Below are 20,687 nucleotides of genomic sequence, written 5' to 3'. Positions count from 1 at the left end.
CGGCGCGCCCGAAAAGGCGAAAGCGGCACATCGGCGCGCCGCCTTCGCAAGGCTTGGTTAGCGGCGAATGCCGAGCCGCTCGATGAGGCTCCGGTAGCGGGCTTCGTCCCGCTTCTTCACGTAATCGAGAAGCTGGCGGCGCTGGGAGACGAGCTTCAGCAGGCCGCGACGCGAGTGATTGTCCTTCACATGCGTCTTGAAGTGCTCGGTGAGATTGACGATGCGCTCCGTGAGAATCGCAACCTGAACCTCGGGCGAGCCGGTATCGTCGGTTTTGGTGGAGTATTCCTTGATGAGCGCCTGCTTGCGCTCGGCCGTGATCGACATCCGTCGTTCCTCGTGTCTGGAGTGGTCCGCCACGGACGGCCTTGGCCGGGATGTCGTCCAGCGAGGTCGCCCCAAAGCGGCGCCGCCCGGCAGGGCCGGGCGATCCGCGCCCTTATAACAGAATCGGCCGGAAAGGATAGGGGGCGGGTCTCTGCTGGCGCGAGCGGCGAAGGCCCCGGCCGGGCGCTGGCCGCGCCGGCGATGATGGCCTCGCGCCGCCTGAAAGGCGTCACGCCTTCTCGAACAGACGCAGCCGATCCCCGAGCTTGCCGATTTCCTCCTCGGCCCGGACCATCTCCGTCACGTCATATTGAACGCCGAGATAATACATGAGCTTGCCGCTGGAGCAGCGCAGGGGCCGAAGATTCAGCCGGTTGACGAACATGTCGCCGTTTTTCCGGTAATTGCGCAAGGTGACCTCGACAGGCTCGTGGCGCGCGAGCGCCTCGCGCAGGAGCTGGCGGCCCGGCTGCTCCCGGTCGTCCCCCTGGAGGAAGCGGCAGTTGTGGCCGACGATCTCTTCCTGCGCATAGCCGGTCATCCGCTCGAAGGCCTTGTTGGCGTAGACGATCGGCGCGTCGGGGAGGTCGGGATCGGCCAGCGTGACGCCGTTGACGCAACTGTCGAGGATCTGCGTCAAAATGGTCGGGATGATCCCGTTGTCTTTCTGCACGACGAACATTCTGCCCTCCCTTCAACCTTGTTCCGTCAACACGCACGCGCTCGTTCGGTACAGGGGGCGCCCTCGGCGAGCAGCGACCGGATGTTCTCGACGGTCTGTTCCGCGCCTTCCTGCAACGCCGTGCCGATCAGCTTGGCGAAGGGCCGCATGGACAGGTCCAGCTCCCGCATTTCCATGCGGAACGTGACCTCCGTCTCCGAGTCGGAGCGCCGTTCGAACTCATAGGTCGACCGGAAACGCTCGGAAACGCCCTCGAGCACAAGGCGGCGCGGCGGCTCCACCTCCGCCACGGCGAAGGTGGTTTCGCTGCGCATGCCGCGCTCCAGCGTCACCTGCTTCGCTTTCACGCCCGGCCGGACCGGAGTCGGCCCCTTCGGCTCCAGCTCCACGACCTGCGTCGACCAGCGCTGGTAATTGGCGAAGAAGTCCCGCGCCACGAAGTCGAACACAGCGTCGACAGGCTGCGGCACGACAGCAGACGCCATCCCCGCCGCGGCGGCGGAGGGAGCGGCGTTCATTCTCAACCCGAACATGTTCAAAACCTCCCCACGTGCGATCGGTGGGTGGATCGTCAGGTGTTACGTATGGCTGCGAAGGTGCGGAACAAGAAGCTGTGCGTCAGCCTCGAAATGGGCGCCAGATATGGAAAAATCCCCCTGTCAAGGGTTGCTGGGAGCGTTGTTCACACCAGCTTTCAATGTGAAACACACCTTGTTGCGTCCCCCGGACGCGGAGACACAACGGAGAGGTTCAGATGAACGCTCCGCCTGCCATAGCGACCCTTCTTCTCGTTGCCGTCGTCGGCCTGTTCCTGGCCCTGATCGTGATGGAGAAGCTGCATCCTCTGCGCGCCTTCAGCCGCGACAGGCTGAAGGCGGCGTTCTCCACCAACACGTCGGCGTTCCTGATCAACAATCTCATCATGAGCGCCGTGTCGGCGTCGAGCCTGATCATGGTGGCCGGCGCTTACTCCCGCCACGGCCTGCTCGCCAATGCGCCCGACGGACCGGCGAAATGGGCGCTGAGCTTCATCCTCTTCGATTTCGCGGTTTACGCCTGGCACTTTGCCGGCCATCGCTTCGAGCCCCTGTGGCGCTTTCACAAGGTCCACCACAGCGACAGGACGTTCCAAGTCAGCACGGGACTGCGCTTCCATGTCTTCGACCAATTCCTCGAAGTCATCGTGAAGTGCCTGTGCACCGTCACGATCGGCGTCGAGGCGCATGTCGTGATCGTCTGCGAGGTCGTGCGGATGTTGTTCGTGCTGTTCCACCACGCCAACATCACCTTCCCGGGTGAGAAGCTGCTGTCGTGGCTGATCATCACCCCGTCCCTGCACCGCGCCCATCATTCGACGCGGCGCAGCCAGCACGACAGCAATTTCGGCGTCGTTCTGGCGGTCTGGGACATGATCTTCGGCACGCGCAAGGAATTGACCCCGAAATCCGTGGGTCTTGAGCTGATACAGGCCGAGAATCTCGTGCAGCTCTTCAGCCTCGCCTTCGTCACCGAGGAGCGGCTGGCGCAGGTCATTCATCTGGTGCCGAGAAAGAGGCGCGACAGGTGAGCCGGCGCGCTCAGGCGCCCTTGTCCGGCGCGATGATCTCGCCGTCGCCGTAGAGCACCCGTCGCACGAAGGCCTGCGCGGCCGGGTTCTCGCGGTTCGCGGCGAGGGCGGACACCACGCCGGCGGCGATGGCCAGGGTCGCCCCGGCGAGACCCGCGAGAGCATAGGCTTCGATCTTGCGCGCGGGACCCGCAATGAACAGCGCCGCCGCCAGCGCCACGGCGCCCCCGGCCAGCGCGGCCAGCGCTTCCCGGTCGCCCGCCCGGCTCCAGAAGGCGAGGGCGACCGAGGGAGCGACGCAGGCCGCCGAGACGGCGATGGCCAGCGAAATCAGCCCGCCGGGCGTGACGATCTGGGTCACGCTGGCGATATAGGCGCAGGTCGCGACCCCGACGAGCGCCAGCCGCGTGATGGCGAGCCGGCGGCTGGTGAGGTCGATTTCGCCGCGCAGGCGGTAGAGCGCGTCATGGCCCAGCGCCGCGCTGCAGGTTTGCAGGCCGATGGCGGCCAGAAGCAGCCCGAAGGCGACCAGCGCCGAGGCCATCAGCCCCGCCGCCGCAGCGCCGAGGTCAGTCGCGGCGGGCAGCGCGCCAAGCAGATAATCCCCGTCGACGGGGCGAATATTGGCGGCCGAGACGGGCGTGCCGGGCGCAATATTCTGCGCCGCGCATGCGCGCTGGGCCTGGGAGGGGTTCGACGCTTTGGCGTCGCAGATGGCGACGAGCCCCCGGCTGCTCGCCGCGTAGATCGGCGGCGGCAAGCGTTCCGCGCTCTGGCCGGAGACGGCCACAGCGAGGCTCAGCGCGGAGGCGGCGATGGCCGCCGCGATCAGCAGCGCGAAGAGCAGGGTCCAGAGGAGCGTCAGGACGCCCGAGGATCTGGCCGCCGTGGGGCTCTCGGTCGTCACCGACGGCGCCAGCACGGGCGCCAGCGCCGAAACGCCCAGCGCCATGGCGAGGGTGGCGCCGATTTCGACGAACACGCCCATCGGCGCGGGCATGAGCCGCCACGCCGTGAAGAGCTGCTCGGCCTCCGGCCAGCCGGGGCCGCCGAAGAGCCCGACGGGCAGGCGGCCCTGCGCCCAGAGCGCCGCGACCGGCCAGCCGAAGCCGAGCAGGGCGACGCCGGCGCCGGCGGCGGCGGCCCAGACGGCGCCGCCCAGCCCGCCCGGGCCTGCGATGACGAGCCCGGCCGCCGCGACCACAAAGGCGGAGAACACCCGGCCCGAGCCGGTCAATTCGACGAGCGCGTCGACCGCCATCTGGCTGCCGGCGACGGCGAGCAGGCCCGAGGCGACCGCCGCGGCGGCGATGAGCCCGAACCGCGGCGCCGCGCCCGGAAAGCGCGCGGCGAGAAATCCGGAGATCGAGAAGACGCCGGTACGCCGCAGCAGCGGACCCAGAAACAGGGCCGCGCCGGCGATGCCGAGAAAGGCCCCGCAAATGACGCCGATCCCCCAGGAATGCCCGGCGATGCGGGTCGCGAAGGGCAGCAGCAAAGCGATGGCCACGGCCGCATTGGCGAATCCCGCGTAAGCCGAGGGAATGGCGCGGCCGCCGGCGTAATAGAACGAGACCCGCATGGAATGGAGCAGGAAGCCCAGCGCTGCCAGCGCGACGATGGTGAACCAGGGCGGCGCCGCGCCGACGAACCGCTCCGGCGCGCCGACGCGATCGAGCAGCGCCGCGAAGCCATAGGCCAGCAGGAAGCTCGCCGTGACGAAGGCGATGCGCGAATCCAGAACCGCGCGGTCAAACAGGGCAATTTCGCCGGAACGCTCTCGCATGGGGGCTCTCGCGGGGTGGTTGCGGCGAGATTACCGGAGACGGCGGAGCCGGGGAAGGGCGCGCCGCCGCCTTCGCATGAACGGCCGCATCATCTGCGCCATCGACAATGAGCCCGGCTTTGAGCCATAAGGCGGGCATGCCGTTTTTCTTCCCCGTAACGCGAGAGGCCGCATGAGCGCGCCCGAGACCAAAGGCGTGGGCGTCACCACGACCACCGTCACCGAGGACGAATCGGGGATGCGCGTCGACCGCTGGTTTAAGCGGCGCTATCCGACGCTGGCCCTGTCTCATCTGGCCAAGATTTGCCGCAAGGGCGAGGTCCGGGTCGACGGCAAGCGCGTCGACACCTCGACGCGGCTCGAAGAAGGCCAGACGGTGCGCGTGCCGCCGCTGAAGATCGAGCCGCTCGCGAGCCCGGCCGTGAAACGCGCCAGCCCCGAGGACGCCGAAGCGATCCGGGCGATGACGCTCTTCGAGGACAAGGACCTGATGGTCCTCAACAAACCCTTCGGTCTCGCGACGCAGGGCGGCTCCGGCCAGACGCGCCACGTCGACGGCATGCTCGAATCGCTTGCGAGGGGCGAGTCTCGGCCCGTGCTGGTCCACCGTCTCGACCGCGACACCTCGGGCGTGCTGCTGGTCGCCAAAAGCCGGCGCATGGCGGCGGATCTGGGGGAGATTTTCCGCTCGCGTCAGGCCAAAAAGATTTACTGGGCGCTGGTCGAGGGCGTGCCCAAGCCCGCCCAGGGCCGCGTGTCGCTCTATCTGGCCAAGGGGCCGGGGATGGAAAAGAGCCGGGGCGCCGGCCGCGATCTCGAAAAAATGCGAATCGCGAAGCACGGCGACGCCGACGCCCAGCACTCGCTGACCTATTACGCCATCGTCGACAAGGTGGCGCCCCGTTGCGCCTGGCTCTCGATGAAGCCGCTGACCGGCCGCACCCATCAGTTGCGCGCCCATGCCGAGGCGATCGGGCACCCGATCTTCGGCGACCCGAAATATGGCCATCGCCCGGAGGACGACGTGCGCCGTCGCGATCCGCTGCGGGCCATGCCGGATGGGTTGGAGCGCAAGCTGCACCTTCTCGCCCGGCGGCTCGTCTTGCCGCATCCCAAAGGGGGGACCCTGGATGTGACGGCGCCGCTGCCGGAGCATATGAAAAGGAGCTGGGAGCTCTTCGGCTTCGACGTGAAGCAGTATGATCCGATCGAGGATGCGCCGGATGCGTGACGGGGGCGGGCGCCGCCCCCTCCCTGTCCCTCCCCCGCTTCGCGGGAGAGGGGACGCTCGCGATCCGCGTTCCAGATAAAGGCCCGAGCCTGCCCCCTCTCCCGCGAAGCGGGGGAGGGTTGGGGTGGGGGCCTCTCAGCGTCGTCCAAAGGAAACCCCATGCCCAAAGACCGATCCAGCTTCGAGACGGACTTCTTTGTCGAATCCGGCGAGCGCGATCCCGTCAAAGCCGCCCGTGACCCGGCCCGGCCGCTCCCGAAGCGCTTCTACAAGGAGGCGACCGTCGGCGAGGCGGACGGGGGCTTCTCGATCCTGCTCGACGGGCGCCCGGTCAATACGCCGGCGAGGCGCCGGGTCGTCGTGCCCTGGCGCCCGCTCGCCGAAGCGCTCGCGGGTGAATGGGCGGGGCAGGGCGAGACGATCGACCCGTCGACCATGCCGCTGACAAAGCTCGTGAATTCAGCGCTCGACGGCGTCGCGCACCAGATGCCCGCGGTCGAGGCGGAGCTGGTGAAATACGGCGGCTCCGACATGCTGTGCTACCGCGCGGCCGAGCCCGAGAGCCTTGTCGCCGCGCAGCGCGCCGCCTGGGACCCGCTGCTCGCCTTCGCCCGCGACAAGCTTGGCGCAAGGCTCGGCCTCGCCGAAGGGGTGATGTTCGCCGCGCAACCCGAAGAATCGCTCGCGGCGCTGGCGGCGGCGGTCCGCGCCTATGTCGGCGAGGGGCCAGGGGCGCCGCTGCGGCTCGCCGCGCTTCACGTGATGACCACGCTCACCGGCTCGCTGATTCTCGCGCTCGCCAAGTCATTGAAAGCAATTGACCTTGCGGAAGCCTGGGCCGCCGCCCATATCGACGAGGACTTCCAGATGCGGACCTGGGGCGAGGACGCCGAGGCGCTGGAGCGTCGCGCGGCGCGATTCAAGGAAATGGCGGCGGCGGCCTTCGTCTCGGATTGCGCCAAGAGCGGCGAAGCGCCGGGAGACGGCGGCCTCGGGGCGGCTTCCTCCGTTGCGCCGAAGATGTGACCAAATCGCCCATTCGGCCGGCGCGGCCGTCGTTGTCTCTTGCTTTGCACAAGGGGCTTTGTTACGGAACCCGCGGCCTGGAGCTTTTCCAAGTTTGAAGCTCCCGAGAATGCGGCCTTCGCCCAGCCGAAACGTCGGACCGAACCGGACACGACCCATGCCGATGCTGCTCGAACAATATCTGCCGCTGGTGATCTTCATCGCGCTCTCCGCGATCATCGCTGGCGCGCTGCTCGTCGCGCCCTTCCTGCTCGCCTTCAAGGCGCCGGACCCGGAGAAGCTCTCCGCCTATGAATGCGGCTTCAACCCGTTCAACGATTCGCGCATGAAATTCGACGTGCGCTTCTATCTGGTGTCGCTGCTTTTCATCGTGTTCGATCTCGAAGTGGCCTTTCTCTTCCCCTGGGCGGTCGCCTTCAAGGACGCCGGGGCCTTCGGTTTCTGGTCGATGATGGTGTTCCTCGGCGTGCTGACCGTCGGCTTTGTCTATGAGTGGCGCAAGGGAGCGCTGGAATGGGATTGATCACGAACCAGGGGGGCGCGCTCGTCGCGCCGCGGCCCAAGGGCCTCATCGACCCGCGCACCGGCAAGCCGGTGGGCTCGGACGATCCGTTCTTCCTCCAGATCAACGAAGAGCTGGCCGACAAGGGCTTCTTCGTCACGGCGACCGACGACGTCATCAACTGGGCGCGCACCGGCTCGCTCATGTGGATGACCTTCGGCCTCGCGTGCTGCGCGGTGGAAATGATTCAGGCGGCCATGCCGCGCTACGATCTCGAGCGCTTCGGCTTCGCGCCGCGCGCCTCGCCGCGTCAGTCGGACTGCATCATCATCGCCGGCACGCTGACCAACAAGATGGCGCCGGCGCTGCGCAAGGTCTACGACCAGATGCCGGAGCCCCGCTACGTCATCTCCATGGGCTCCTGCGCCAATGGCGGCGGCTATTACCACTATTCCTATTCGGTGGTGCGCGGCTGCGACCGCATCATTCCGGTAGACGTCTACGTGCCGGGCTGCCCGCCGTCGGCGGAGGCGCTGGTCTACGGCATGCTGCTGCTGCAAAAGAAGATTCGCCGCACGGGCACGATCGAACGCTAGGGTCTTCCCTCTTCCCCGCGCTCGGGGCGAGGAGGCGCGGCGACGCGCGGCATCAAAGGAAAGTGACGTATGTCGGCTGAACTGGAAACACTCGGCGCGCGGATCGGCGGCGCTCTTCCCGGCGCGGTGACGGCGGTGAAGGTCGCCTATGGCGAGCTGACGCTTACCGTGGCGCGCGACCGCTGGATCGACGTCGCAACCTTTCTGCGCGACGATCCGGATTGCCTCTTCGTCAACTTCGTCGATGTGACGGCGGCGGACTATCCCGAGCGCGACGAGCGTTTCGAGGTGGTGGCGCATCTTCAGTCGCCCCGGCACAACCGCCGCATCCGCATCAAGACGCCGGCGGCGGAAGACACCCCCGTCGCCTCGCTCGTTCCGCTGTTTCCGGGCGCTGACTGGTACGAGCGCGAGACCTACGATCTCTTCGGCGTGATCTTCTCGGGCCACCCGGACCTGCGCCGCATCATGACCGACTATGGTTTCGATGGTCATCCGTTGCGCAAGGACTTCCCCATGACCGGCTTCGTCGAGGTCCGCTATGACGACGAGCGCAAGCGCGTCGTCTATGAGCCCGTGCGGCTTCAGCAGGAATACCGCAATTTCGATTTCCTCTCGCCGTGGGAGGGCGTGCAATACGACCTTCCGGGCGATGAGAAGGCGAGCAAGTGAGCGCGTCGCAGATGAACGATCAAGCAACCGCCCCCAAGCCCGAGTCCCAGGGCCTGCGCAACTTCAACATCAACTTTGGCCCGCAGCATCCGGCGGCGCACGGCGTGCTGCGCCTGATCCTGGAGCTGGACGGAGAAGTCGTCGAGCGCTGCGATCCGCATGTCGGCTTCCTGCATCGCGGCACCGAGAAGCTGATGGAGGCGCGCACCTATCTGCAGAACGTGCCTTATTTCGATCGGCTCGATTACTGCGCGCCGATGAATCAGGAGCACGCTTTCTGTCTGGCGATCGAGCGCCTCCTCGGCATAGAGGTTCCGCGCCGCGCCCAGCTCATCCGCGTGCTCTACGCCGAGATCGGCCGTCTGCTCTCTCATCTGCTGAACGTCACCTCGCAGGCGATGGACGTTGGCGCGCTCACGCCCCCTCTTTGGGGGTATGAGGAGCGCGAGAAGCTGATGGTGTTCTACGAGCGCGCCTGTGGCGCGCGCATGCACGCCAATTACTTCCGTCCGGGCGGCGTTGCGCGCGACCTGCCGGACCAGCTCGTCGAGGACATCGGCGCCTTCTGCGATCCGTTCCTGAAAGTCGTCGAGGACCTGGACGAACTGTTCATCGGCAACCGCATCTTCAAGCAGCGCAACGTCGACATCGGCGTGATTTCGCTCGAGGACGCCTGGAAGTGGGGCTTCTCCGGCGTGATGGTGCGCGGCTCCGGCGCGGCCTGGGACCTGCGCAAGGCGAAGCCCTACGAGTGCTACGAGGAGATGGAGTTCGACATCCCCGTGGGCAAGCACGGCGACTGCTACGACCGCGCGGTCATCCGCATGGAAGAGATGCGCCAGTCGACCTACATCATGAAGCAGTGCGTCGAGAAGCTGCTGCGCGCCGACGGCCGCGGCCCGGTGCTGACGCCCAATCACAAGATCACGCAGCCCTCGCGCGGCGAGATGAAGCGCTCGATGGAAGCGTTGATCCAGCACTTCAAGCTCTTCACCGAGGGCTTCCATGTGCCGGCCGGCGAGGTCTATGCGGCCGTCGAGGCGCCCAAGGGCGAATTCGGCGTCTATCTTGTGTCGGACGGCGGCGACAAGCCGTATCGCTGCAAGATCCGCGCGCCGGGCTTCGCGCATCTGTCGTCCATGGATTTCATGTGCAAGGGCCACATGCTCGCCGACGTCTCGGCGATTCTTGGCTCGCTCGATATCGTCTTCGGGGAGGTCGATCGGTGAGTTTGATCCCCACTCAAACCCTCCCCTTTTCAAGGGGAGGGAGTCAGGCGGGCGCCGCGACTCTCCCTCCCCCTGCAAGGGGGAGGGTCGGGGAGGGGGTTCTGTCCGCGTCGACTTTGCATGGGGAGATCGACATGGCCCGTTTTGACCGGACCCGAGCCAAGACCGAGCGCGCCCGCGAGCTGCGCCGGGACATGACCGGCGTCGAGAAGATGTTGTGGGCTCGTCTGACGAATGCGCAATTGGGCGTGTCGTTCCGGCGCCAGCACCCCATCGGCCCCTATTTCGTCGACTTTTATTGCGCGCCCGCGAGTCTCGCTGTCGAGCTCGACGGCGATCAGCACGGGTTCGTCGCCGGAATTGCATCGGATGCGCGCCGTACCGCTTTTCTCGCAGACAAGGGGCTGCGTGTTCTGCGTTTCTGGAATAACGAGGTTGTGACCAATATCGACGGCGTCGTAGAGACGATCTGGCTCGCCGTTCAGCCTTTTGTCGCGGCTTCGACCCCCACCCCGACCCTCCCCCTTGCAGGGGGAGGGCGTGAGCCCGTGGAATAAGATCATGTCCGTCCGTCGTCTCGCCGAAAATCAGCCCGAGAGCTTCGAGTTCACGCCCGAGAACAAGGCGTGGCTCGAAAAGCAGATCGCCAAATATCCGGACGGCCGTCAGGCCTCCGCGGTGGTGCCCGCCCTGTGGCAGGCGCAGAAGCAGAACGATTACTGGCTCCCGCAGGCCGCGATCGAAAAGGTTGCCGAAACCCTGGGCATGCCGAAGATTCGCGTCCTCGAGGTCGCGACCTTCTACACCATGTTCAATCTGGAGCCGGTCGGTAAGCATTACATCCAGCTCTGCGGCACGACGCCCTGCATGCTGTGCGGCTCCGACGATCTCATCAAGGTGCTGGAGCGCCGCGTCGGTCCGCAGCGCAAGGTGACGGCCGACGGCCTGTTCTCCTGGCTCGAAGTCGAGTGCCTCGGCGCCTGTTGCAACGCGCCAATGGTGCAGATCAACGACGATTATTACGAAGACCTCACGGCCGAGAATTTCGAGAAGCTGCTCGACGATCTCGCCGCCGGCCGGCCGGTGAAGACCGGTTCGCAGAAGGGCCGCGTGTCGTCGGAGCCCGAGGGCGGCCTGACCAGCCTGACCTCGCTCTACGGTCAGAAGTAACGGAGTTCGCCATGGCCGAAGTCACGAACGAACTGATCTACGAGGTGCTGAAGGCGATGCAGGCGCGTCTCGGCAACATCGAGGACTCCATGCGTGAAGCGCGTGGCGAGGTCAGGGCGTTGCGTTCGGCCATTTCGGCGATCGACAATCGCATGGGCGCGTTTCATATGGATCTCGCCAATCTTTACGAGGCCTCTGGCGCGATGGAAGGACGTATGTCCCGCATCGAGCGACGCCTTGAAATCATCGATACGCCGAACGCGTAAGGACGGATCATGCTCTCCGACGCAGATCGCATTTTTACAAACCTCTACGGCATCGGCGACCGCTCGCTGGCCGGCGCCCGTGCGCGCGGTCAGTGGGACAACACCAAGGCGCTGCTGGCCAAGGGTCGCGACAAGATCATCGAGGAAGTGAAGGCCTCCGGCCTGCGCGGACGTGGCGGCGCGGGCTTTTCGACCGGCCTGAAATGGTCCTTTATGCCGAAGGACGTCGACCCCAAGCGGCCGCATTACCTCGTCATCAACGCCGACGAGTCCGAGCCCGGCACCTGCAAGGACCGCGAGATCATGCGCAACGACCCGCATACGCTGGTCGAGGGCGCGATGGTCGCGAGCTTCGCCATGGGCGCGCATGCGTGCTACATCTACGTGCGGGGCGAGTTTATTGCGGAGCGTGTCGCGCTGCAGAAGGCGGTGGACGAGGCCTATGAGGCCAATCTCATCGGCAAGAACAATGTGCATGGCTATCCCTTCGACCTCTACGTGCACCACGGCGCGGGCGCCTATATCTGCGGTGAAGAGACGGCGCTGATCGAGAGCCTCGAGGGCAAGAAGGGCATGCCGCGCCTGAAGCCGCCGTTCCCCGCGAATGTCGGCCTCTACGGCTGTCCGACCACGGTCAACAACGTCGAATCGATCGCCGTCGTTCCGACCATCCTGCGCCGCGGCGCGGGCTGGTTCGCCGGCATCGGCAAGCCCAACAACACGGGCACCAAGCTGTTTTCGATCTCCGGCCACGTCAACCGGCCGTGCAATGTCGAAGAGGCCATGTCGATTCCGTTCCGCGAGCTCATCGACCGCCATTGTGGCGGCGTCCGCGGCGGCTGGGACAATCTGCTTGCCGTTATTCCGGGCGGCTCGTAGGAGCGCCGCGTTCCGTCGCATGAGATCATCGACTGCCCGATGGACTTCGACAGCCTCGTCAAGCTGGGCTCGGGCCTCGGCACGGCGGCGGTGATCGTGATGGACAAGTCCACCGACATCATTCGCGCCATCGCCCGCCTCGCGTATTTCTACAAGCACGAGAGCTGCGGCCAGTGCACGCCCTGCCGCGAAGGCACGGGCTGGATGTATCGCGTCGTGCAGCGCATGGTCGAAGGCCGCGCGCAGAAGAAAGAGATCGACATGCTCTTCGAGGTGTCGAAGCAGATCGAGGGCCACACCATCTGCGCGCTGGGCGACGCGGCGGCCTGGCCGATCCAGGGGCTCATCACCCATTTCCGTGACGTGATCGAGCAGCGCATCGATCAATACACGGCCAATCCGCACCCCGAACCCGTGCGCGAGGCGGCGGAGTGATCATGAACAAGCGCATTGCGACTTCGGAGAGAGCGAAGTGACAAAGATTCTCGTCGACGGCGTCGAAGTGGACGTTCCGGGAGAGTTCACGCTTCTCCAGGCGTGCGAGGAGGCGGGCGCGGAAGTGCCGCGCTTCTGCTACCATGAGCGCCTGTCCATCGCCGGCAATTGCCGCATGTGCCTCGTCGAGGTGAAGGGCGGCCCGCCGAAGCCGCAGGCCTCCTGCGCGATGTCGGTCAAGGACCTGCGTCCGGGCCCGAACGGCGCGCCTCCGGAGGTTTTCACCAAATCTCCCATGGTGAAGAAGGCGCGCGAGGGCGTGCTGGAGTTCCAGCTTATCAATCATCCGCTCGACTGCCCGATCTGCGATCAGGGCGGCGAATGCGATCTGCAGGACCAGGCGCTGGCCTATGGCGCGGGCAAGTCGCGCTATACGGAAGACAAGCACGCGGTCGAGAACAAATACATCGGCCCGCTGGTGAAGACCGAAATGACGCGCTGCATTCACTGCACGCGCTGCGTTCGCTTCACGGCTGAAATCGCCGGCACCAGCGACATGGGCGCCATTGGCCGAGGCGAGGACATGGAGATCACGACCTATCTGCAAACCGCGATGGTGAGCGAGTTGCAGGGCTGCGTGGCGGATCTCTGTCCGGTCGGCGCGCTGCTGCCCAAGCCGCAGAATTTCCGCGCGCGTCCTTGGGAATATCAGAAGACCGACACGGTCGACGTCACGGATGCGCTGGGCTCGAACATTCGCGTCGACTCGCGCGGCCGCGAAGTCATCCGCATCCTGCCGCGCGTCAACGACCTCGTGAACGAGGAGTGGATTTCCGACAAGACGCGCCAGGTCGTCGACGGCCTGAAGACGCAGCGTCTCGACCGGCCGTATGTCCGTGAGAACGGCCGGCTGCGTCCGGCCACATGGCAGGCGGCGTTCGAGGCCATCGCCGCCAAGCGCAAGGCGACGGCGCCCGCGCGCACCGGCGCGCTGGTCGGCGATCTCGCCGCGGTGGAGGAAATCTTCGCCCTCAAGCTGCTGATGCAGCAGCTCGGCTCGCCCAATCTCGACTGCCGTCAGGACGGCGTGAAACTCGATCCCGCCTTCGGCCGCGCCTCTTATCTCTTCAATGCGACGGTGGCCGGCGTCGAGCAGGCCGACGCGCTGCTGATCGTCGGCTCCAACCCGCGCAAGGAGTCGCCCGTTCTCAACGCGCGCATCCGCAAGCGCTGGCTGAAGGGCGACTTCAAGATTTCGCTGGTCGGCGAAAAGGCCGAGCTGACCTATGACTACGACTATCTCGGAGCCGGCCCGGAGTCGCTGCTGCGCTTCATCCAGGAGGGCAGGCCGGTCGGCAGACTGCTGGTGATCGTGGGGCAGGGCGCGCTGGCGCGTCCGGACGGCGACGCCGTCCTCGCGCTCGCCGCGCAGGCCGCGCAAAAGCTTGGCGGCGTCAGCGACGGCTGGAACGGTTTCTCCGTTCTGCACACGGCGGCCGCCCGTGTCGGCGCGCTCGACCTCGGCTTCACGCCGGCGGCCGGCGGTGTGGACGCGCAGGCGATGGCCAAGGCTGGCGCGATGGACCTCGTCTTCAACCTCGGAGCCGACGAAATCGACATCGCGCCGGGCGCCTTCGTCGTCTATATCGGCACGCATGGCGATCGCGGCGCGCATCGCGCGGACGTGATCCTGCCGGGGGCCGCCTATACCGAGAAGTCCGGCCTTTACGTGAACACGGAAGGTCGCGTGCAGCTCGCCTCGCGCGTCGTCTTCCCGCCGGGCGAGGCCCGGGAGGACTGGGCGATCCTGCGCGCGCTGTCGGCGGTCGTCGGTCAGGCGCTGCCCTTCGACTCGCTGGCCGAGCTGCGTCGCAAGCTGGTCGCCGCGCATCCGCATTTCGGCCGCATCGACCAGATCGAGGTCGGCTCCGCGAGCGACGTCGGCAAGCTCGCCAGCCATCCGGCGGTCGCGATGAAGGACGCCTTCGTCCCTGCGATTTCCGATTTCTATCTCACCAATCCGATCGCGCGCGCCTCGGCGGTCATGGCGGAATGTTCGGCCCTCGCGCAGGGCCGGCTGAAGCAGGCGGCGGAATAGGAGCGACGACGTGTCTGAAGGCTGGAACGCTATTACCGCCTATCTCGCGGAAAGCCCCGTTCTGCTCGCTCTCATCAAGAGCGTGCTGATCGCGGTGGTGCTGCTGATCTATGTGGCCTATGTCATTCTGGCGGACCGCAAGATCTGGGCGGCGGTGCAACTGCGCCGCGGCCCGAACGTCGTGGGTCCCTGGGGCCTGCTGCAGAGCTTCGCGGACTTCATCAAATTCGCGCTCAAGGAGCCGGTGATCCCGGACACGGCGAACAAGGGCGTCTTCCTGTTCGCGCCCTTCATCATGGCGACGCTCTCCATCGCCGCATGGGCGGTGGTGCCGGTGTCCGACGGCGGCTGGGTCGTGGGCGACATCAATGTCGGCATTCTCTACATTTTTGCGCTGTCGTCGCTTGGCGTCTATGGCGTGATCATGGGCGGCTGGGCGTCGAATTCGAAATATCCGTTCCTGTCGGCGCTGCGCTCCGCCGCGCAGATGGTGTCCTACGAAGTCTCCATCGGCTTCGTGATCATCACCGTACTGCTCTGCGCCGGTTCGCTGAACCTCACCGAGATCGTGCGCGCGCAGGATACGCAATATGGCATGGCCGGCTGGTACTGGCTGCGCCTGTTCCCGATGTTCGTCATCTTCTTCGTTTCGGCGCTGGCCGAGACGAACCGTCCTCCCTTCGACCTCGTCGAGGCGGAGTCCGAGCTCGTCGCGGGCTTCATGATCGAATATTCGGCGACGCCCTACGTGCTGTTCATGCTCGCCGAATATGTGGCGATCGTGACCATGTGCGCGCTGCTGACCATCCTGTTCTTCGGCGGCTGGCTGCCGCCCGCGAAGATCGCGCCCTTCACCTGGGTGCCGGGGGTGATCTGGTTCATCCTCAAGGTCAGCTTCTTCTTCTTCTTCTTCGCCATGGTGAAGGCGTTCGTGCCGCGTTACCGGTACGATCAGCTGATGCGGCTGGGCTGGAAAGTCTTCCTGCCGATTTCGCTCGTCATGGTCGTCATCGTCGCCGCCGTCCTGCAATTCGGCGGCGGAGCAGTCGCGAGCTAAGGGCCCGTCATGAGACTAGACCAAGCCGCAAAGTCGCTTTTCCTGTCGGAGTTCGTCGGCGCCTTCCTGCTGTCGATGCGCTACTTCTTCAAGCCGAAGGCGACTCTGAACTATCCGCATGAGCGCAACCCGCAGTCGCCGCGCTTCCGTGGCGAACATGCGCTGCGCCGCTACCCCAATGGCGAAGAGCGCTGCATCGCCTGCAAGCTCTGCGAGGCGATCTGCCCCGCTCAGGCCATCACCATCGAAGCCGGCCCGCGCCGCAACGACGGCACGCGCCGCACGACGCGCTACGACATCGACATGGTGAAGTGCATCTATTGCGGCTTCTGCCAGGAGGCCTGCCCGGTGGACGCCATCGTCGAGGGGCCGAACCAGGAATTCGCGACGGAAACGCGCGAGGAGCTCTACTACACCAAGGAGCGCCTGCTCGAGAACGGCGCCCGCTGGGAACGCGAAATCGCGCGCAACATCGCGCTGGATTCGCCCTACCGGTAAAGACTGAACGCGAGCGGCGGCGAAGGCCGCGCGCTCTTCATGAGAGGATGAGGCCGTGGCGGCTGTATTTTTCTACATCTTCGCGACGATCATGATCGCATCGGCCTGCGTGGTGATCTTCGCCCGCAACCCGGTGCATTCGGTGCTGTTTCTCATCCTCGCCTTCTGCAACGGCGCGGGTCTCTTCCTGCTCTCGGGCGCGGAATTCCTGGCGATGATCCTGATCGTCGTCTATGTCGGCGCGGTCGCGGTGCTGTTCCTCTTCGTCGTGATGATGCTCGACGTCGATTTTGCCGAACTCAAGCAGGGCTTCGCCAAATATGTGCCGGTCGGCGCGGCGGTTGGCGTGGTGGTTCTGGCGGAACTCGGCATGGTCGCGGTCGGCTGGCAGCCGTCGGAAGCCTCGAAGAGCCTGCTCGAGACGCCGATCCCGGCGACGGTTTCCAACACCGCGGCGCTCGGCCAGGTGCTCTACACGAAATATGTGATCTTCTTCCAGGCGTCGGCGCTGGTGCTGCTCACCGCCATGATCGGCGCCATCGTGCTGACGCTGCATCACAAGCCCAACGTCAAGCGCCAGAAGATCGACGAGCAGAACGCGCGCACCCGTGACAATGTGATCGAGATCAAGAAGGTCCCGTTCCGGACCGGCGTCTAACGAGGAAGCCACATGATGACCATCGGCCTCACCCATTACCTCGTCGTCGCCGCGATCCTGTTCACGATCGGCGTCGCGGGCATCATTCTCAACCGCAAGAACATCATCGTCATTCTGATGTCGGTCGAGCTCATCCTGCTGTCGGTGAATCTGAACTTCGTCGCTTTTTCCCATGAGCTCGGCGATCTGGTCGGACAGGTGTTCGCGCTCTTCGTGCTCACCGTGGCGGCGGCGGAGGCCGCCATCGGCCTCGCCATCCTCGTCGCCTTCTATCGCAACCGCGGCACCATCGCGGTCGAAGACATCAATTCGTTGAAGGGCTGATCCCCGCGATGATCCAAGCAATCGTCTTTCTCCCGCTGCTGGGGTTCCTGATCGCCGGCGCCTTCGGGCGCAAGATCGGGCCGCGGCCTTCCGAACTGATCACGACCGGGCTCCTGTTGGCCTCGGCCGTGATGTCCTGGATCACCTTCTTCGACGTCGCGCTGGGCCATAGCCACGGCTTCGCGCCGGTGCTCGGCAACTGGATGACGGTCGGAGCGCTGAAGGTCGACTGGGCGCTGCGCGTCGACACGCTGACGGCGGTCATGCTGGTGGTGGTCACGACGGTGTCGAGCCTCGTGCATCTCTACTCCATCGGCTACATGCACGAGGACCCGTCGCGTCCGCGCTTCTTCGCCTATCTGTCGCTCTTCACCTTCGCCATGCTCATGCTGGTGACGGCCGACAATCTGGTGCAGATGTTCTTCGGCTGGGAGGGCGTGGGTCTCGCCTCCTATCTGCTGATCGGCTTCTGGTACGAGAAGCCCTCCGCCTGCGCGGCCGCGATCAAGGCCTTCGTGGTCAACCGCGTCGGTGACTTCGGCTTTGCGCTCGGCATCTTCCTCGTCTTTCAGCTCACGCAGTCCCTGACCTTCAACGAGGTCTTCGCCGCCGTTCCGGGCCTCGAGGGCAAGCCGATCCATGTCTTCGGCATGGACGTCGACGCGCTGGAGATCGCCGCCTTCCTGCTGTTCATCGGCGCCATGGGCAAGTCGGCGCAGTTCTTCCTGCACACCTGGCTTCCGGACGCGATGGAAGGCCCGACGCCCGTCTCCGCCCTTATTCACGCCGCCACCATGGTGACCGCGGGCGTCTTCATGGTCGCGCGCCTGTCGCCGGTCTTCGAACACGCCCCCCATGCGGCGGCCTTCGTGACGATCATCGGGGCGGTGACGGCCTTCTTCGCCGCGACGGTCGGTCTCGTGCAGAACGACATCAAGCGCGTCATCGCCTATTCGACCTGTTCGCAGCTCGGCTACATGTTCGTGGCGGAGGGCGTCGGCGCCTATTCGCTCGGCGTGTTCCACCTGTTCACGCACGCCTTCTTCAAGGCGCTGCTGTTCCTTGGCGCCGGCTCGGTCATCCATGCGATGCATCACGAGCAGGACATGCGCAACATGGGCGGGCTGAGGAAGGACATTCCCTTCACCTTCGCCATGATGACCATCGGCACGCTGGCGCTCACGGGCTTCGGCATTCCGCATACGGAAATCGGCTTCGCCGGCTTCTTCTCGAAGGACGGCATCATCGAGGCCGCCTATGCGGCGGGCCAGCATCAGACGGCGGCGCTGATCGGCTTCGTTTCGACGGTCGTCGCGGCGGGGCTCACCTCCTTCTACTCCTGGCGCCTCGTGTTCATGACGTTCTTCGGCAGCCGCCACGGCCATGAGGTCACGGAAGGCCACGCCGAGGACGAGCCGACGGCCGCCCAATTGGCGCATGCGCACGGCGACGACCATGCGCATCATCACGACGACCACGGCCACGCCGATCACGGCCACGGCCACGGCGATCACACGCCGCATGAGTCGCCGCTGGTCATGCTCGTCCCGCTCGCCGTCCTCGCACTTGGCGCGATTGGCGCGGGCTATGTCTTCGAGCCCTATTTCGCGGGCCATGCCTATGACGAATTCTGGAAGGGCGCGCTGTTCACCGGCGAGCACAACCACATTCTGCATGCGCGCCACGAGATTCCGGCCTGGGTCGGCTTCGCGCCGTCCACGATGATGGTGCTCGGCTTCCTGGTCTCGTTTTACGTCTACATGCTCAAGCCGGGAACCGCGCAGAAGCTGGCCGAGGCGCTGCCGGGCCTCTACCGGTTCCTGCTCAACAAGTGGTATTTCGACGAGCTCTATGACGCCATCATCGTGAAGCCGGCGTTTCGGATCGGCCGTCTGTTCTGGAAGGGCGGCGACGGCGCCATCATCGACGGGCTCGGCCCCGACGGGGTGGCCGCGCGCGTCGCCGACGGCGCCCGCATCGCCGTGCGGCTGCAGACGGGCTACGTCTACAACTACGCCTTCGCCATGCTGATCGGCGTCGCGGCGTTCGTCACCTGGTTCGTCGCGGGAGGTCTGCGCTGATGTTCGGTTTCGGCATTCTCACGGGCCTGACCTTTCTGCCGCTCGTCGGCGCGGCCTTCATCTTGACGCTGAAAGGCGAGAGCGAGGCGACACTGCGCAACGCCAAATGGGCGGCGCTGCTGACGACGATCATTGTCTTCGTGCTGTCGCTCGTCGTCTGGGGACGTTTCGATACGGCCAGCGCCGCCTTTCAGCTCGTCGAGCAGAAGAGCTGGTTCGGCTCCGGCCTCACCTATAAAATGGGCGTGGACGGCTTCTCCATGCCCTTCGTGTTGCTGACGACGTTCCTCATGCCCTTCGCCATTCTCGCTTCATGGGAGTCGGTGAAGTTCCGCTTGAAGGAATATCTCGTCGCCTTCCTCGTGCTCGAGACCTTGATGATCGGCGTGTTCTGCGCGCTCGATCTCGTGCTCTTCTATCTCTTCTTCGAGGGCGGCCTCATTCCGATGTTCCTCATCATCGGCATTTGGGGCGGCAAGCGGCGCGTCTATGCGAGCTTCAAATTCTTCCTCTACACGCTCGCCGGCTCGTTGTTGATGCTGATCGCCATTCTCGCGATCTATGGCAAGACCGGCACGACGGACATCGTCACTCTGCTCGAGACGCAGTTCCCGTCGTCGATGCAGACCTGGCTGTGGCTCGCCTTCTTCGCCTCCTTCGCGGTGAAGATGCCCATGTGGCCGGTCCACACCTGGCTGCCGGACGCTCACGTCGAGGCGCCGACGGCGGGTTCGGTGATCCTGGCCGCGATCCTGCTGAAGATGGGCGGCTACGGATTCATCCGTTTCTCGCTGCCCATGTTCCCGGACGCCTCGACCTATTTCGCGCCGCTCATCTATGCGCTCTCCGTCATCGCCGTCATCTACACCTCGCTCGTCGCGCTGGTGCAGGAGGACATAAAGAAGCTCATCGCCTATTCCTCGGTCGCGCATATGGGCTTTGTCACCATGGGCCTGTTCACGCTGACGCCGCAGGGCGTGCAGGGCGCGATGTTCCTGATGATCTCGCACGGCTTTGTCTCCGGCGCGCTCTTCCTCTGCGTCGGCGTGATCTACGATCGCATGCATACGCGCGAGATCGCGGCCTATGGCGGCCTCGTCAATCGCATGCCGCTCTACGCGGTCACCTTCATGATCTTCACCATGGCGAATGTCGGCCTGCCGGGAACTTCCGGCTTCGTCGGCGAGTTCCTGACGCTCGCCGGCGCCTTCGTCGCCAATAGCTGGGTGGCGCTGTTCGCGACCTCGGGCGTCGTCCTGTCGGCGGCCTATGCGCTCTATCTCTATCGGCGCGTCGTCTTCGGACCGCTCGACAAGCCGGCGCTGCAGACGATCACCGATCTCTCGCCGCGCGAGCTGCTGATCTTCGCGCCGCTCATCGCGCTCACCATCTATTACGGCGTGCGGCCGGGGCCGATCATCGAGGCGTCCGCGGCTTCCGTCGCCAATCTCCTGCAATCTCACACGGCCCTGGCCAGTGCGGCGAAAGTCGTCGCCCAGGCCGTTCAATGATCGGTCGCTGACGATGTCGTTCTCAACCGCCCTCGCGCATCACTTCCTGCCGGAAACCATCCTCGTCCTCGGCGTTCTGGCGCTGATCCTCA

Annotated in this window: 21 protein-coding genes and 1 pseudogene; 18 read left to right on the top strand and 4 right to left on the bottom strand. The window is 65.4% G+C overall.

The window, feature by feature from the left end:
- Window positions 1–57: 57 nt before the first annotated feature.
- The 3 genes from rpsO to ACR652_RS22120 form a co-directional block, all read right to left on the bottom strand.
- On the bottom strand, window positions 58–327 hold the full coding sequence (gene rpsO / locus ACR652_RS22130) for a 30S ribosomal protein S15 (RefSeq protein ID WP_434508636.1): 270 nt from the start codon (window positions 325–327) through the stop codon (window positions 58–60).
- A 229-nt stretch (window positions 328–556) separates the two neighbouring features.
- Window positions 557–1,009: a PAS domain-containing protein gene (locus ACR652_RS22125; RefSeq protein ID WP_434508635.1), complete on the bottom strand. Its 453-nt coding sequence runs from the start codon at window positions 1,007–1,009 to the stop codon at window positions 557–559.
- Window positions 1,010–1,035: 26 nt separating this feature from the next.
- Window positions 1,036–1,542 (bottom strand): SRPBCC family protein, encoded by a 507-nt coding sequence (locus ACR652_RS22120; protein WP_434508634.1) that lies wholly within the window; start codon window positions 1,540–1,542, stop codon window positions 1,036–1,038.
- A gap of 221 nt (window positions 1,543–1,763) precedes the next feature.
- Here ACR652_RS22120 and ACR652_RS22115 point away from each other — a divergent pair, with 221 nt between their 5' ends.
- A complete protein-coding gene (locus ACR652_RS22115) occupies window positions 1,764–2,576 on the top strand; it encodes a sterol desaturase family protein (protein ID WP_434508633.1) in 813 nt (270 codons plus the stop codon).
- Between the two features lie 10 nt (window positions 2,577–2,586).
- Here the strand turns inward: ACR652_RS22115 and ACR652_RS22110 are convergent, their stop codons facing one another.
- A complete protein-coding gene (locus tag ACR652_RS22110; protein WP_434508632.1) occupies window positions 2,587–4,362 on the bottom strand; it encodes a sodium:solute symporter in 1,776 nt (591 codons plus the stop codon).
- 172 nt (window positions 4,363–4,534) lie between these two features.
- Here ACR652_RS22110 and ACR652_RS22105 point away from each other — a divergent pair, with 172 nt between their 5' ends.
- The 17 genes and pseudogenes from ACR652_RS22105 (at window position 4,535) to ACR652_RS22025 (ending at window position 20,595) form a co-directional block, all read left to right on the top strand.
- Window positions 4,535–5,593: a pseudouridine synthase gene (locus ACR652_RS22105; RefSeq protein WP_434508631.1), complete on the top strand. Its 1,059-nt coding sequence runs from the start codon at window positions 4,535–4,537 to the stop codon at window positions 5,591–5,593.
- Window positions 5,594–5,752: 159 nt separating this feature from the next.
- On the top strand, window positions 5,753–6,619 hold the full coding sequence (locus tag ACR652_RS22100; protein WP_434508630.1) for an ATP12 family chaperone protein: 867 nt from the start codon (window positions 5,753–5,755) through the stop codon (window positions 6,617–6,619).
- Between the two features lie 157 nt (window positions 6,620–6,776).
- Entirely contained in the window at window positions 6,777–7,142 is a 366-nt protein-coding gene (locus tag ACR652_RS22095) for an NADH-quinone oxidoreductase subunit A (protein WP_434508629.1), read from the top strand.
- Window positions 7,133–7,717: a NuoB/complex I 20 kDa subunit family protein gene (locus ACR652_RS22090; RefSeq protein WP_434508628.1), complete on the top strand. Its 585-nt coding sequence runs from the start codon at window positions 7,133–7,135 to the stop codon at window positions 7,715–7,717. The genes ACR652_RS22095 and ACR652_RS22090 overlap by 10 nt, the downstream gene beginning before the upstream one ends.
- Window positions 7,718–7,786: 69 nt before the next feature.
- Entirely contained in the window at window positions 7,787–8,389 is a 603-nt protein-coding gene (locus tag ACR652_RS22085) for an NADH-quinone oxidoreductase subunit C (RefSeq protein ID WP_434508627.1), read from the top strand.
- An 11-nt stretch (window positions 8,390–8,400) separates the two neighbouring features.
- Entirely contained in the window at window positions 8,401–9,618 is a 1,218-nt protein-coding gene (locus ACR652_RS22080) for an NADH-quinone oxidoreductase subunit D (RefSeq protein WP_434508626.1), read from the top strand.
- Between the two features lie 134 nt (window positions 9,619–9,752).
- A complete protein-coding gene (locus ACR652_RS22075; RefSeq protein WP_434508625.1) occupies window positions 9,753–10,175 on the top strand; it encodes an endonuclease domain-containing protein in 423 nt (140 codons plus the stop codon).
- Between the two features lie 4 nt (window positions 10,176–10,179).
- Window positions 10,180–10,788 (top strand): NADH-quinone oxidoreductase subunit NuoE, encoded by a 609-nt coding sequence (nuoE, locus tag ACR652_RS22070; RefSeq protein WP_434508624.1) that lies wholly within the window; start codon window positions 10,180–10,182, stop codon window positions 10,786–10,788.
- Window positions 10,789–10,799: 11 nt separating this feature from the next.
- Entirely contained in the window at window positions 10,800–11,054 is a 255-nt protein-coding gene (locus tag ACR652_RS22065; protein WP_434508623.1) for a hypothetical protein, read from the top strand.
- 9 nt (window positions 11,055–11,063) lie between these two features.
- Window positions 11,064–12,368 (top strand): annotated as a pseudogene (nuoF, locus tag ACR652_RS22060) (NADH-quinone oxidoreductase subunit NuoF).
- A gap of 37 nt (window positions 12,369–12,405) precedes the next feature.
- Window positions 12,406–14,466 carry an NADH-quinone oxidoreductase subunit NuoG gene (gene nuoG / locus ACR652_RS22055; protein WP_434508622.1) on the top strand — a complete coding sequence of 687 codons (2,061 nt, stop codon included), beginning with the start codon at window positions 12,406–12,408 and terminating at the stop codon, window positions 14,464–14,466.
- A gap of 31 nt (window positions 14,467–14,497) precedes the next feature.
- Entirely contained in the window at window positions 14,498–15,523 is a 1,026-nt protein-coding gene (gene nuoH / locus ACR652_RS22050) for an NADH-quinone oxidoreductase subunit NuoH (RefSeq protein ID WP_434508867.1), read from the top strand.
- A gap of 9 nt (window positions 15,524–15,532) precedes the next feature.
- Complete coding sequence (nuoI, locus tag ACR652_RS22045) at window positions 15,533–16,021, top strand: NADH-quinone oxidoreductase subunit NuoI (RefSeq protein WP_281801774.1); 489 nt, start codon at window positions 15,533–15,535, stop codon at window positions 16,019–16,021.
- A 55-nt stretch (window positions 16,022–16,076) separates the two neighbouring features.
- A complete protein-coding gene (locus ACR652_RS22040) occupies window positions 16,077–16,679 on the top strand; it encodes an NADH-quinone oxidoreductase subunit J (RefSeq protein ID WP_434508621.1) in 603 nt (200 codons plus the stop codon).
- A gap of 15 nt (window positions 16,680–16,694) precedes the next feature.
- Window positions 16,695–17,003: an NADH-quinone oxidoreductase subunit NuoK gene (gene nuoK, locus ACR652_RS22035; RefSeq protein WP_434508866.1), complete on the top strand. Its 309-nt coding sequence runs from the start codon at window positions 16,695–16,697 to the stop codon at window positions 17,001–17,003.
- A gap of 8 nt (window positions 17,004–17,011) precedes the next feature.
- Window positions 17,012–19,084, top strand: a complete 2,073-nt coding sequence (nuoL, locus tag ACR652_RS22030; protein ID WP_434508620.1) for an NADH-quinone oxidoreductase subunit L — start codon at window positions 17,012–17,014, stop codon at window positions 19,082–19,084.
- Window positions 19,084–20,595 carry an NADH-quinone oxidoreductase subunit M gene (locus tag ACR652_RS22025; protein ID WP_434508619.1) on the top strand — a complete coding sequence of 504 codons (1,512 nt, stop codon included), beginning with the start codon at window positions 19,084–19,086 and terminating at the stop codon, window positions 20,593–20,595. The genes nuoL and ACR652_RS22025 overlap by 1 nt, the downstream gene beginning before the upstream one ends.
- Window positions 20,596–20,687 lie beyond the last annotated feature (92 nt).

Origin of the sequence: Methylocystis sp., assembly GCF_051061225.1 — a bacterium.
Lineage (GTDB): Bacteria > Pseudomonadota > Alphaproteobacteria > Rhizobiales > Beijerinckiaceae > Methylocystis.
The sequence above is the reverse complement of the archived record's forward strand: the minus strand, read 5'-3'. Positions and strand labels throughout refer to the sequence as shown.

What these genes read in the sequence shown, in the direction of transcription:
- ACR652_RS22120 (WP_434508634.1), bottom strand. Translation starts at nt 1,542, where the DNA reads ATGTTCGGGTTGAGAATGAACGCCGCTCCCTCCGCCGCCGCGGCGGGG.
- ACR652_RS22065 (WP_434508623.1), top strand. Translation starts at nt 10,800, where the DNA reads ATGGCCGAAGTCACGAACGAACTGATCTACGAGGTGCTGAAGGCGATG.
- ACR652_RS22110 (WP_434508632.1), bottom strand. Translation starts at nt 4,362, where the DNA reads ATGCGAGAGCGTTCCGGCGAAATTGCCCTGTTTGACCGCGCGGTTCTG.
- nuoI (WP_281801774.1), top strand. Translation starts at nt 15,533, where the DNA reads ATGAGACTAGACCAAGCCGCAAAGTCGCTTTTCCTGTCGGAGTTCGTC.
- nuoL (WP_434508620.1), top strand. Translation starts at nt 17,012, where the DNA reads ATGATCCAAGCAATCGTCTTTCTCCCGCTGCTGGGGTTCCTGATCGCC.
- ACR652_RS22100 (WP_434508630.1), top strand. Translation starts at nt 5,753, where the DNA reads ATGCCCAAAGACCGATCCAGCTTCGAGACGGACTTCTTTGTCGAATCC.
- ACR652_RS22105 (WP_434508631.1), top strand. Translation starts at nt 4,535, where the DNA reads ATGAGCGCGCCCGAGACCAAAGGCGTGGGCGTCACCACGACCACCGTC.
- ACR652_RS22080 (WP_434508626.1), top strand. Translation starts at nt 8,401, where the DNA reads ATGAACGATCAAGCAACCGCCCCCAAGCCCGAGTCCCAGGGCCTGCGC.
- ACR652_RS22115 (WP_434508633.1), top strand. Translation starts at nt 1,764, where the DNA reads ATGAACGCTCCGCCTGCCATAGCGACCCTTCTTCTCGTTGCCGTCGTC.
- ACR652_RS22090 (WP_434508628.1), top strand. Translation starts at nt 7,133, where the DNA reads ATGGGATTGATCACGAACCAGGGGGGCGCGCTCGTCGCGCCGCGGCCC.
- ACR652_RS22075 (WP_434508625.1), top strand. Translation starts at nt 9,753, where the DNA reads ATGGCCCGTTTTGACCGGACCCGAGCCAAGACCGAGCGCGCCCGCGAG.
- ACR652_RS22025 (WP_434508619.1), top strand. Translation starts at nt 19,084, where the DNA reads ATGTTCGGTTTCGGCATTCTCACGGGCCTGACCTTTCTGCCGCTCGTC.
- nuoE (WP_434508624.1), top strand. Translation starts at nt 10,180, where the DNA reads ATGTCCGTCCGTCGTCTCGCCGAAAATCAGCCCGAGAGCTTCGAGTTC.
- nuoK (WP_434508866.1), top strand. Translation starts at nt 16,695, where the DNA reads ATGACCATCGGCCTCACCCATTACCTCGTCGTCGCCGCGATCCTGTTC.
- ACR652_RS22095 (WP_434508629.1), top strand. Translation starts at nt 6,777, where the DNA reads ATGCCGATGCTGCTCGAACAATATCTGCCGCTGGTGATCTTCATCGCG.
- rpsO (WP_434508636.1), bottom strand. Translation starts at nt 327, where the DNA reads ATGTCGATCACGGCCGAGCGCAAGCAGGCGCTCATCAAGGAATACTCC.
- ACR652_RS22125 (WP_434508635.1), bottom strand. Translation starts at nt 1,009, where the DNA reads ATGTTCGTCGTGCAGAAAGACAACGGGATCATCCCGACCATTTTGACG.
- ACR652_RS22085 (WP_434508627.1), top strand. Translation starts at nt 7,787, where the DNA reads ATGTCGGCTGAACTGGAAACACTCGGCGCGCGGATCGGCGGCGCTCTT.